Origin of the sequence: Sandaracinobacter sp., from assembly GCF_041909755.1 — a bacterium.
Classification (GTDB): Bacteria; Pseudomonadota; Alphaproteobacteria; order Sphingomonadales; family Sphingomonadaceae; genus Sandaracinobacteroides.
In genome coordinates, this window is the sequence record NZ_JAYRCW010000012.1 from 25,018 (window position 1) to 36,019 (window position 11,002).

At 65.8% G+C, this 11,002-nt stretch carries 16 protein-coding genes; 12 read left to right on the forward strand and 4 right to left on the reverse strand.

All coding sequences use genetic code 11. The annotated features are described in order from the left end of the window. The first annotated feature begins 157 nt into the window (after window positions 1-157). From ACE3O8_RS03305 to ACE3O8_RS03355, 11 genes are all read left to right on the forward strand, one after another. Entirely contained in the window at window positions 158-328 is a 171-nt protein-coding gene (locus tag ACE3O8_RS03305; protein WP_374386744.1) for a hypothetical protein, read from the forward strand. Between the two features lie 154 nt (window positions 329-482). Further along, window positions 483-1,151 (forward strand): phage shock protein PspA, encoded by a 669-nt coding sequence (gene pspA / locus ACE3O8_RS03310; protein WP_374386746.1) that lies wholly within the window; start codon window positions 483-485, stop codon window positions 1,149-1,151. Window positions 1,152-1,162: 11 nt separating this feature from the next. Then, window positions 1,163-1,462 (forward strand): envelope stress response membrane protein PspB, encoded by a 300-nt coding sequence (pspB, locus tag ACE3O8_RS03315; protein ID WP_374386749.1) that lies wholly within the window; start codon window positions 1,163-1,165, stop codon window positions 1,460-1,462. 40 nt (window positions 1,463-1,502) lie between these two features. Beyond that, on the forward strand, window positions 1,503-1,892 hold the full coding sequence (gene pspC / locus ACE3O8_RS03320) for an envelope stress response membrane protein PspC (protein ID WP_374386751.1): 390 nt from the start codon (window positions 1,503-1,505) through the stop codon (window positions 1,890-1,892). Between the two features lie 27 nt (window positions 1,893-1,919). After that, a complete protein-coding gene (locus tag ACE3O8_RS03325) occupies window positions 1,920-2,216 on the forward strand; it encodes a hypothetical protein (protein ID WP_374386753.1) in 297 nt (98 codons plus the stop codon). Between the two features lie 12 nt (window positions 2,217-2,228). Beyond that, window positions 2,229-2,525 (forward strand): hypothetical protein, encoded by a 297-nt coding sequence (locus tag ACE3O8_RS03330; RefSeq protein WP_374386755.1) that lies wholly within the window; start codon window positions 2,229-2,231, stop codon window positions 2,523-2,525. Window positions 2,526-2,561: 36 nt separating this feature from the next. Next, window positions 2,562-2,870 carry a hypothetical protein gene (locus tag ACE3O8_RS03335; protein WP_374386757.1) on the forward strand — a complete coding sequence of 103 codons (309 nt, stop codon included), beginning with the start codon at window positions 2,562-2,564 and terminating at the stop codon, window positions 2,868-2,870. Window positions 2,871-2,937: 67 nt separating this feature from the next. After that, the gene (locus tag ACE3O8_RS03340) at window positions 2,938-3,348 is read left to right on the forward strand and encodes a SufE family protein (RefSeq protein ID WP_374386759.1); all 411 of its coding nucleotides are present in this window, start codon (window positions 2,938-2,940) and stop codon (window positions 3,346-3,348) included. 68 nt (window positions 3,349-3,416) lie between these two features. Beyond that, window positions 3,417-3,809, forward strand: coding sequence for a PaaI family thioesterase (locus tag ACE3O8_RS03345; RefSeq protein WP_374386784.1), 393 nt, complete (start codon window positions 3,417-3,419; stop codon window positions 3,807-3,809). Next, window positions 3,806-4,207, forward strand: coding sequence for a PaaI family thioesterase (locus ACE3O8_RS03350; RefSeq protein ID WP_374386761.1), 402 nt, complete (start codon window positions 3,806-3,808; stop codon window positions 4,205-4,207). Before ACE3O8_RS03345 ends, ACE3O8_RS03350 begins: the two co-directional genes overlap by 4 nt. A gap of 27 nt (window positions 4,208-4,234) precedes the next feature. Beyond that, complete coding sequence (locus ACE3O8_RS03355; RefSeq protein ID WP_374386763.1) at window positions 4,235-5,758, forward strand: CHAD domain-containing protein; 1,524 nt, start codon at window positions 4,235-4,237, stop codon at window positions 5,756-5,758. Here the strand turns inward: ACE3O8_RS03355 and ACE3O8_RS03360 are convergent. Together ACE3O8_RS03360 and ACE3O8_RS03365 are read right to left on the reverse strand one after the other, a co-directional pair. Then, window positions 5,691-6,725: a glycerophosphodiester phosphodiesterase gene (locus tag ACE3O8_RS03360; RefSeq protein ID WP_374386786.1), complete on the reverse strand. Its 1,035-nt coding sequence runs from the start codon at window positions 6,723-6,725 to the stop codon at window positions 5,691-5,693. The two genes, ACE3O8_RS03355 and ACE3O8_RS03360, sit on opposite strands and share 68 nt — an antisense overlap. A gap of 88 nt (window positions 6,726-6,813) precedes the next feature. Beyond that, on the reverse strand, window positions 6,814-7,497 hold the full coding sequence (locus ACE3O8_RS03365) for a glutathione S-transferase family protein (protein WP_374386765.1): 684 nt from the start codon (window positions 7,495-7,497) through the stop codon (window positions 6,814-6,816). A gap of 79 nt (window positions 7,498-7,576) precedes the next feature. Here ACE3O8_RS03365 and bla point away from each other — a divergent pair, with 79 nt between their 5' ends. Continuing rightward, window positions 7,577-8,452: a class A beta-lactamase gene (gene bla / locus ACE3O8_RS03370; protein WP_374386767.1), complete on the forward strand. Its 876-nt coding sequence runs from the start codon at window positions 7,577-7,579 to the stop codon at window positions 8,450-8,452. A gap of 32 nt (window positions 8,453-8,484) precedes the next feature. On the opposite strand, the gene uvrC is transcribed toward bla, so the two are convergent. Further along, the gene (gene uvrC / locus ACE3O8_RS03375) at window positions 8,485-10,422 is read right to left on the reverse strand and encodes an excinuclease ABC subunit UvrC (protein WP_374386770.1); all 1,938 of its coding nucleotides are present in this window, start codon (window positions 10,420-10,422) and stop codon (window positions 8,485-8,487) included. Window positions 10,423-10,447: 25 nt separating this feature from the next. Continuing rightward, window positions 10,448-11,002, reverse strand: a 555-nt coding sequence (locus ACE3O8_RS03380) for an OmpA family protein (protein ID WP_374386772.1), incomplete at its 5' end; no start/stop codon positions are given.

An 11,002-nucleotide genomic window follows, 5' to 3' on the forward strand; every position in this document is an offset into this window, starting at 1 on the left:
GTGGAAATTTCCAACAGTTCGGAATTTGCACGAATCCTTGGGCCGACACCCGTTTCGAGAAAACAGACAATATGTTGAAAACAAATGTCTTTTTTTCGAGACATGAAGTTGGCACGGAACCTGCAAAACCAAAAGCATCTGACACAGGAGTTTGGCCATGAGTGCCCGTTTCGCCGAAATCATCCGTCTGCCGCTGTTCGGCCTGGTTGCCCTGATTGCGGGCGGCCTTTCGCTGACGGTGGCGGCCGGCCCCGCGATCGCCCTGCCGATCCAAGCGGTTTCCACCATCCCGTCTGCCGTCAGTCCCGGGGTTGCCGATGCAGCCTGAGCAGGCGGAACCTGGCCCGGGCGGGGAGGCTTCATCCCCTCTCTCGCTTTCCCGTCCGGGCCAGTTTCTTGTGGTCACCGCCCCCACGAAACCGGCTATACTCCACCCCGAATACATCCCGAACCGGAACCGGGACACTTTTCAGGAGCTGAAAATGGGTATCTTTTCCCGCGCACGAGACATCATCCAGGCCAATGTGAGCGACCTGCTGGAACGGGCCGAGGACCCGGCCAAGACCATCCGCCTCGTCATCATGGAGATGGAAGAGACGCTGGTCGAAGTCCGCGCCTCTGCCGCGCGCACCATTGCCGACCAGAAGGAAATGCGCCGCACCATCCTGAAGCTCGATCAGGCGCAGTCGAACTGGGCGGAAAAGGCCGAGCTGGCCCTTTCGAAGGACCGCGAGGATCTCGCCGCCGCCGCGCTGATGGAAAAGCAGAAGGTCGGCCAGACCGCCAACATGCTGAAGGGCGAAGTGGAGGTGCTGGATGAGACCCTGCGCGCCTTCGAGGACGACATCGCCAAGCTGGAAGCCAAGCTGCGCGAGGCGCGCAGCCGGCAGAACGCCCTGATGACCCGCCTGGAAGGCGCCCAGAGCCGGGCCCGCGCCCGCGCCATGACCCGCGGCAACCGCGTGGAAGAGGCCTTCAGCCGCTTCGAGGTTCTGGAACGCCGGGTGGACATGGCCGAGGGCCGCGCCGAGGTCTATGATCTGGCGCCCGTTCCGAAGAGCCTCGAGGAAGAAATCCTGGAGCTGCGCACCACCGACGCCGTCGCCGCCGAGCTCGCCGAGCTGAAGGCGCGCATGCAGCAAAAGCACTGAGGAGCTGAACGATGGAAGCCCTTGAAGCCGCCATTCCGCTGACAGCCGTTCTTTCGATCTTCGTGGGGATGCCCTGGCTGTTCCTGCACTACATGACCAAGTGGAAGCAGGCGAAGTCGATCACGCTGGAGGACGAAAATCTTCTGGACGAATTGCACGACATCGCCCGCCGCCTGGACGACCGCATGCTGACGATCGAACGGATCATCGCAGCGGACCGGGGCGAGCCCACGCGGATCACCGACCTGCGCAACGAAGCGAGCAATGTGGAGTTCCACCCGCAGCTTCGCCGCCGCGACAACATGATCTGAACAAACGACAACAAGAATCTGAAAACGAAGGGATAGGGAAATGGCACGCCGCACTGGATTTTATCTGGACAAGCGCAACGGCAAGTTCATGGGCGTTTGCGCGGGCATTGCCGACTACACCGGCTTCGACGTTCTGTGGGTTCGGGTGGCAACGGTTCTTGCCACCATGTTCGGCTTCCCTTTCCCGCTGATCGCCTATCTCGTGATCGGCTGGGTCGCGGATGCGAAGCCCGGCAACTTCTATCTGGAGGAAGCCGATCCGGAAGATCGCCAGTTCTGGCAGAAGACCCGCGCCGCCCCCGGTCGTTCGATCCGGGAAGTGCGTTCGAGCTTCCGCGACATCGACCGCCGCCTGCGCGACATCGAGCTGGCCTACACCAGCCCGAACAACCGCCTGGCCCGCGAGATCGATGACCTGAAGCACCAGTAAGCCATTCGCCAAAGAGGGGCACAACAGATGTTCAACACACCCTTCATCGTTCCCGTCATTGCGCTGATGATCCCGATCGTGGCGATCATCATGAAGAACTGGCGGCAGGTGCAGAACCGCAAGCTGGACCTGATGGAGCGCAGCACCAGCGACATGACCAGCGCGGCGGCGGACGTGGCGCAGGCCCGCGTCGCCAAGCTGGAAGCGCGGGTCGCCGTGCTGGAACGCATCCTGACAGACAAGCGCCAGGCGCTGGCGGACGAGATCGACGGGCTGGGCATTTCCGCCGCCCGCACCGCCACTCCCCCCCGGATCGACCAGTAAGGAGCCGACGACATGGAATTTCTGACTTCTCCTGCCTTCGCGATCGTCGGCATTGCCGCGATGGTCGGTTGGGTTTTCACCACCTGGCTGCGCGTGAAGCATGGCTATCCGCTGGAAGGCAGCTGGGGCCAGGCGCTGAAGCCGGTGCACAACAACGAGGCGATCGAGCGGCTGAAGCTGCTGACCACGGAAAACGCCCAGCTCCAGGCCGAACTGGGCGCCCTGAAAGACCGGGTGCAGACGCTGGAGCGCATCGCGACGGACGACGGCCGCCGGCTGAGCCGCGAAATCGAAGACCTTCGCCACTGAGACAGGACCGGCCGGGGGCCGGGGGGAGATTGAGACATGGGGTTCTGGGAAGCAGTCGTCATCATCGTCGCCATCGTGGTGGTGGGCCGGGTGATGAGCGGCGGGCGTTGGAACAAGGAAACGCGCCGCTGGGAGAAATATTCGCCTGAAAATCCCTATGTGCGCATGGGGCAGACGGATGAGGTTCCCCAGCTGCGGAAGGAAATCACCGCGCTGAAGGATCGGGTCGTGACGCTGGAGAAGCTGGCGACGGATCCGGGCCGGCAGCTGTCGGACGAGATCGAGAAGCTGCGCAGCCTGCCGCCGCGCAAGCCCGCCGGAGAGGGCGACCGCCCGCTGATCTGAGGCATGGAAATCCGCTTTCCGGGTTGGAAGGCTTGAAGGGCATGGCCGCCGGCTCTATCCGGTTGCCATGCCCCTTCTTTTTTCGGATCTGGTCGATGAATGGGACGCCGCGCTGGATACCGACGACAGGTATCGCGCGCTGATCGAATTCGGCCGCCGCCTGCCGCCGATGGACGCCGCGCTGAAGACCGCGGCGACGAAGGTGCCCGGCTGTTCGGCGGATGTTTGGGTCTATCCGCTGGAAACAGGTGGCCTCTTGCATTTCCAGGCCGACAGCAACGCCGACATCACGCGCGGCGTCGTCGCCGCCATCGTCAGCCTGGTGGACGGCAAGGCGCCCGCCGCCATCCTGGCGGTTCCGATCGAGGCGGAGCTTGAAGCCCTGGGCCTGAAGCGGCACCTTTCCGCCAACCGGACACAGGGGGTGCCCAACATGATTTCGCGCGTGCGCGAAGCAGCCCGAAGGTTGGCGGCATGATCGAGGACGCGACGCCCAAACCCGATCTGGAGGCAGAGGCGCGGCTGAAGCGCTATGTGGACCGCTTCATGTCGGCGGTGCCGCACCTGCAGGCGCTGGGCATCGGATTCCGTGCGATGGGGCCGGACTGGGCCGAACTGGAAATGCCCTATGCGCCGCAGCTTGTGGCCTATCCGGAAACGGGCGTGATCGCATCCGGCGCCGTCTTTTCCCTGATGGATTCGGCGGCCGGCTTCTCGGTGATCGTGAAGCATGGGAAGTTCGAGCCGCATGCGACGCTGGACCTGCGCTGCGATTATCTGCGGCCTGCCGAACCGGGGAAGACGGTGATCGGCCGGGCGGAATGCTACAAGATCACCCGGCGCGTGGCGTTCGTGCGCGGGATCGCCCATGATGGCGATCCCGGCCATCCGATCGCCCATGTGGCGGGCACCTTCATGTTCACGAGCGCCGACCCATGAGCGCGCCGCCCAGCTTGCCGCCCTATGCCGCGATGCTCGGCCTGGTGCGGGAGGGCAATGTGCTGAGGATGCCCTATGCCGACCGGCTGATCGGTTCGCCGGGCCGATTGCACGGCGGCTCTGTCGCGGGGCTGATGGAGATTGCCGCCAACATGGCCGTGATGGACGCGCTGGCGGGCGATCCCGCGCTGGTGAAGCCGGTGAACGTGACGGTCGATTATCTGCGCGAAGGCGCGCTGGAGGATGTGTTTGCCGAAGCGATCCTCATGCGGATGGGCCGCAGGGTCGCCAATGTTCGGGTGGAGGCCTGGCAGCGGGAACGGGGGCGGCTGATCGCGGCGGCGCGGATGAACCTGTTGATCGCGCGGCAGGCGGGCGGCGCGCCGCCTTCGGCCTGAACGGTCAGGGGCGGTCTGGGGGCGGACATGGCCGGTCTGGAAATCGAACTGAAGGCGGGCCTGACGGCATCGGACAGCGCGAAGGTGGCGCGCCGCCTGAAGCGGCTGACAGGCGAGGAAGGCCGCCGGATCGCGCTGGCGGCAATCTATTTCGACACGGCGGACCGGCGACTTTCGGCCGACGGAATCGCGTTCCGCATCCGCCGGGAGGGCCGGCGGCTGGTGCAGACGGTGAAGGCCGGGCGCAGCCAGCTGGGGGGATTTCACGCCGTCCGCGAAGCGAATGCGCCCGTGGGTCGCGCGACGCCCGATCTGGCGGCCGTTTCCGATGCCGCGCTGCGGGAGCGGCTAACCGGCCTGATCGCGGGGGAGGGCCTTGCCGCCCGGTTCGAAACGCGGGTTTCGCGCCGCCTCTGGCAGATCCCGCACGCGCATGGATTGGTGGAAGTGGCGCTGGACCGGGGCGCGATCCGGGCGGGCGGGCGGCAGGATCCCGTTTCAGAGGTGGAGTTCGAGCTGCTGGGCGGATCCCCCGAAGCGCTGTTCGCGGTCGCCCGGTCGCTGATCGGGGATGTGCCGGCTGACCTTTCCATCCCGAACAAGGCCGCACGCGGCGAAGCGCTGGCTGAGGGCGTAGCGTGGCGACCCTCCGTGACGGCCGGGCGCCCGACGCCGCCCGAAAGCGGCATGAGCGGAGAGGAGGCCTGGCGCGCGGCGATTGCGGCTTCAGCCGCTGCCGTGGCGGCGAACCTGGCGATGCTGCACCGCTTTGACGATCCCGAGGGCCCGCACCAGTTGCGCGTGGCGCTGCGGCGGCTACGGGCAGCGGAACGGCTTCACCGCCCCTTGCTGGCCGGGCCGGTGTCCGAAGAGCTGGCGGCCACGGCCCGCGATCTGGGGCGGTTGATCGCCCCGCTGCGGGACAGCGACGTGCTGACCGCCGAAATGCAGGCCGTGGCCGACGATGCGCTGTCGCTATCGCTGCGGCAGGCAAACACGGCTGTCCGTGCTGAAACCCGCTCTGCGCTGCTGGCGGCGGGCGCGACCGGCTTTGCGATCCGGCTGATCGAGCTGGCCGCCGTTGGTGGCTGGCGGCCGGGGGAGCGGCGGGCGGATCGGCCCGCCGGCGCGCTGTCCGCCCGCGTGCTGACGCGCCTGTGGAAACGCGCCGCACGGCTGGGTGACAGGCTGTCGACGCTGAGCGATGCCGATCGGCACGAGTTCCGAAAACTTTTGAAGAAAATACGATATTCTATTGATATTTCACCGGTTGAGTTTCGGCAAAAGCCATTTCTGAACGCGCTGAAAAAGCTTCAGGAAGATCTGGGAACCCTGAACGATATCGCCGTTCTGGAAGGCTGGGCGCCTGCGCCGGAGGCGGATGCGGAGCCGGGCTTTGCCGACGCACGGGCGCGGCTGTTGCAAGTGGCGCGGGGGAAGGGCGATCTGGCGCTGGGCCGGGCCTGCCGGCACTGGCGCGGTCTCAGGGCAGAGGTTCGCCCGTGGGAAGCGTGGCGCGGGCTTTCACGGCATCGGGAACGGAATCGCTGAACAGGCCGTCGATTCCCGCGGCCAGGAAGGCGCGGATTTCGCCCACGGCATCGCCGCGCGCACGCGGATCCTCGCCCGAACGGGCGGCGGCCGGCAGGAAATGATTCTCCGGCCGGAAGGTCCAGACATGGACAGCAAGCCCGGCCGCATGGGCCTCGGCCACAAGATCCGTCTGGCGGGCGAGATTGCCGTCTGCATCCCGCGGAATGACCAGCGATTTTTCAACACCGATGCCATCGGCATAGCGGGCAATCGCCTTCAGCCCCGCCGGTTTCAGCATGTCGGCATAGCTTTGGCCGGGCAGGTCAGGTGGGCCGCCTTCGGCCGCCATCAGCTGGATCAGCCGCAGCCGGGTGCGGGGGCGGATGGCCTGCAGGTTGCCCACCTCGAAGCTCTGGATGAACACAGGGTCCGTCGCCTCGCGATAGCCGGCCCGGGCAAGCGCGGCCAGCAGCGGTTCCTCCAGCGGCAGGCCAATGCCACGGAAATGGCTGGGGTGCTTGGTTTCGGGATAGAGGCCGATGCGGCGGCCGGTGCGCGCCTCCGCCGCCTTCACCAGTTCCAGGATTTCCTGAAGCGTTGGAATGGTTTGCTGGCCATCAAACGCCATGTTGGCGGCGCGAAGCTGGGGCAGCCGCTCTTTCGCGCGAAGGGTTTTCAGCTCGGCAAGGGTGAAATCCTCGGTGAACCAGCCTTCGAACGCCTGGCCGTCGATCGTCTTTCTGGTGCGGCGGGCGGCAAATTCCGGGCGATCCGCCACGTCTGTGGTGCCGGAAATCTCATTCTCGTGCCGGGCGACGAGGTGGCCGTCCTTGGTAGCCACGAGATCCGGCTCGATTACATCCGCGCCTTGCTCGATGGCCAGGCTATAGGCCGCCAGCGTATGTTCCGGCCGGTCGGCGGATGCGCCGCGATGGGCGATGACGAGCGGCGGCGTAGCGGAAATCGGGGATGCCATGGCGGCCATTGTGCCAAGGAACAGCGCCGCGCGGAACCGGGTGACAATCGACATGGCCCCGTTCTGGCCGATGTTCATGACAGATCCGGGATGGGGTTCAGGGTTTTCCCATCTCCACGATGGTGCGGGCGTTGTCTGCGAACTTCTTCGCCGCCTCCTCGTCCTTCGCCGGCAGCTCCGCGCTTTGGGGAACGGCGATGCCGCGCACGGCGGCCGGCCGCTCGGCAATGGCGCGGTGCCAGCGGGCCATATTCTCGAATGGTTCCGGATCGACGCCGGACCAGCGGGCCGTGCGCGTCCAGCACCAGTTGGCGATGTCGGCGATGCTGTAATCGCCGGCGAGCCACTCATTGTCTGCCAGATGCCTGTCCAGCACGCCGAACAGGCGCTTCACCTCGCCATGATAACGATCGATGGCGGGCTGGATGCGTTCCGGGAAATAGCGATAGAACACATTGGCTTGGCCCATCATCGGGCCGATGCCGCCCATCTGGAACATCAGCCACTGAATCACCCGGCTGCGGCCCTGCACATCAGAGGGCATCAGAAGGCCTGTTTTTTCCGCAAGATAGATCAGGATCGCGCCCGATTCGAACACGGCAAAGCCATCGTCGACAATGGCTGGAATCCGTCCATTGGGGTTTATCGCCAGGAACTCCGGCGTCTTTTGTTCGCCCGACATCAGGTTCACGGCGTGGACGCGGTAGGGAAGCTTCATTTCCTCCAGCGCGACGGAGACTTTGTAGCCGTTGGGCGTGGCGGCCGTGTAGAGATCGATCATGGGCAGACCCTCGCAGAAGCCGGTGGACTTTGAGCCCCGGCCCGGCGCGCGGAAATAGCGGGATTTGGGAGGGACGGAAATGGAAATCGGACTGACCCGGCGCGGGGTGATGGCGGCTTCGGGCGGCCTGATGCTGGGTGGGATGGCGCCCGCAGACCTGAAGGGGCTGGAATCCACCATGGGCGGCCGGCTGGGCTTCGCGCTGCTGGATACCGGCAGCGGCAAGGTAACGGGCCACCGGCTGGATGAGCGGTTCGGCATGTGTTCCACCTTCAAGCTGTTGCTGGCGGGGGCGATCCTGAAGGCAGCCGACCGGGGCGAGCTGCGGCTGGACACGCAGGTTCCGATCCGGAAGGCGGATCTGGTGCCGCATGCGCCGGTGACGGCGCCAATGGTTGGGAAAAGCCTCTCCATCGGCGAACTTGCCCGGGCCGCGCAGGTGACGAGCGACAATGTCGCCGCAAACCTGCTGGTGAAGCAGCTGGGCGGCCCTGCCGGCTTCACCGGGCGCCTGCGGGCGATGGGGGACAAGACAACCCGCCTGGACCGGATCGAGCCGCACATGAATCTGGTATTGGGCGCAGACCCGCGCGACACGACCACGCCGCGCGCGATGGCAATGTCTGCGGCTGCGCTTGTACATGGCCCCGTCCTGAAACCTGCGAGCCGGGCGCTGCTGGCGGGCTGGATGGAGGAAACACGCACGGGCATGCGGCGGCTGCGCGCAGCAACTCCGCCGGGCTGGCGGGCAGGGGACAAGACCGGCACCGGCGGCGCGAAGGGCATGCCGGACCGGATCAATGACGTCGCCATCTTCTGGCCGCCGAACGGCGCGCCGCTGGTGGTTGCCGCCTTTTATGAAGCGCCGGGCAGCTATCCCCGCGTGCGGGCGCAGGATGAAGCCGTGCTCGTGCAGGCCATGCAGATCGCCCTGCCATCTTCATATCAGAAATGAAGATAGTTAACGGCGTTAACCAATATTAAAAATCAAGGTTTTGGGTGATAATGCTCGTAAATTGACTCTGCGATTGCCCGGTTGATTCCGGGCGTCTTCAGCAGGTCTTCCAGCGCCGCGCTCTTCACCGCTCTTGCCGTTCCGAAATGCATGAGCAGCGCCTTTTTCCGGGCCGGCCCGATGCCCGGCACATCATCCAGCGTGGAAACCGTCAGCGCCTTGCTGCGCTTGCTGCGATGCGCGCCGATCGCGAACCGGTGGGCTTCATCCCGCAGCCGCTGAAGGAAGAACAGCAGCGGATCGTTCGGGGGCAATGTCAGTTCCCGCCCGTCGGGCAGGTGGAAGATTTCCCGCCCGGCGTTCCTGTCCGGGCCCTTGGCGACGCCCACAATGGCGACATCGTCCACCTCCAGCGCCTTCAGCGCGCCGACGGCGGCCGAAACCTGCCCCTTGCCGCCGTCGATCAGCAGCAGGTCCGGCCAATCCTCTCCGCCGTCGGGGGATTCAGATTGCAGCCGTGCGAAGCGCCGCGTCAGCATCGCCTTCATCATGGCGAAGTCGTCGCCGGGAGTCAGATCCGCCTGCTTCATGTTGAACTTGCGATACTGGCTCTTCGCCAGCCCGTCCGGCGTGGCGACGACCATCGCGCCCAGCGCATTCGTGCCCTGGATGTGGCTGTTGTCGTAGATCTCGATCCGTTCGGGCGGGGCCGGAAGCGCCAGGAACTCCGCCAGCGCGTCCAGGTTGCGGCGCTGGGTGGTCGATTCCGCAAGCCTTCGCTGCACGGCGTCCGCAGCATTGCGCTCGGCCTGCTCCACCAATCGCTTCAGATGCCCGCGTCGGGGCATCCGCAACTCGACCTTGTGCCCGGCGCGCGTGGCCAGCGCTTCGGACAGCAGATCGGCCTCAGGCACCTCCCTGTCCAGCAGCAGAAGCGGCGCCGCCTGCAGGTCCGAATAGAATTGGCCCAGAAAGGCGGTCAGGATTTCCGGCTCAGGTATTCCGCCGACATGGCTTGGAAATACAGCGCGATGCCCCCAGTTCTGCCCGCCGCGAATGAAGAAAATCTGCACGCAGGCAATGCCATCCTTCTGGTGGATGGCGATCACGTCGGCATCGATGGCCTCGGTTTCCGCGTTGATCGCCTGGCTGCCCTGGATGCTGGTCAGCGCCTTCAGCCTGTCCCTCAGCACGGCGGCGAGTTCGTAATCCTGCTGGCCGGCTGCTGCCGCCATGCGTTCGCCCAGCTTCCGCTGCACCTGCTGGCTGCGCCCGGTCAGGAACTGCCGCGCGTCGTCCACCAGTTCGGCATAGCCAGCCTCGTCGATCCGATCCACGCAAGGGGCGGAACAGCGGCGGATCTGGAACAACAGGCAGGGCCGCGTGCGGTTGGCCATGTAACTGTCAGAGCAGGAGCGCAGCAGGAACACCTTCTGGAGCGCGTTCAGCGTGGTGTTGACGGCGCCTGCGGACGCAAAGGGGCCGAAATATTGCGTATCCGGCCGGCGTGCCCCGCGATGCTTGGAAAGCCTTGGAAAATCATGGCTTTCATCCAGCGCGATGAAGGGGAAGCTCTTGTCGTCGCGCAGCAGGACATTATAGGCCGGCCGGAACCGCTTGATCAGCTGGGCTTCCAGCAGCAGCGCTTCCGCTTCCGACCGGGTGACGACGATTTCCATCCGCCGCGTCTGTGAAACCATGCGCTGCAACCGGCGCGGCAGGCGAACGACCTGCGTGTAGTTGACAACGCGGTTCTTCAGCGAGCGCGCCTTGCCGACATAGAGCACCTGTTCCCGCTCATCCAGCATGCGATAGACGCCGGGTTCCGGCCCCAGTGTTTTCAGCGTGTTGCGGATCGCAGCCACGCCCATGTCCAGATCGGGGCGGCTTCCGGTCAGCGCATAGGTGGCCGCGTCCTCGGCGAAGCGGTCCGGGCTGCCGGGCAGGGCGGGGGCAGGAGGGCGGGCCATTGCGTTCCCCGATATGGGGCTGGCGTCAGCCCTGCAACAGGGTGATGCTCATGCGGCGGTTTCGTGGATCGAACACATTGTCCGGGTTGGTGGGTTCGGTGTCGGCCACGCCTTCCAGCCGGGAAAAGCGGTCTTCCCGAACGCCGCTGGCCGCCAGCGCCGCACGGGTGGCTTCGGCGCGCCCGGCAGAAAGTGTCCAGTTGTTCGCGCCCGCGCTGCGGCGGCCGCTGCTGAAGGGCTGGGCGTCCGTATGTCCGCGGATCGCGATGCGGTTGGGCAGCCCGTCGATGCTCTCCGCCACCAGCAGCAGCAGCTTGCGGGCGCGCGGGTCCATTTCGGTGCCGCCGCTCACGAACATCGAATAGTCGGCCCTGTCGATCAGTTCGATCCGCAGCCCTTCGGGTGTGTGGGTGAAGCGGATCTGGCCGATCAGCGATTTCAGCCCGGGATCGCGCGCGATGCGCTTGCGGATCTCGCTTTCCACCTTCCGCAGCTGCCCGTCGTCGGATCGGGTCGGCGCGCGGGCGCCGCGGGCGGCCTGGTACGGGGCCGGGGTTTGCACGCCCCCCCGCGTGGTGTG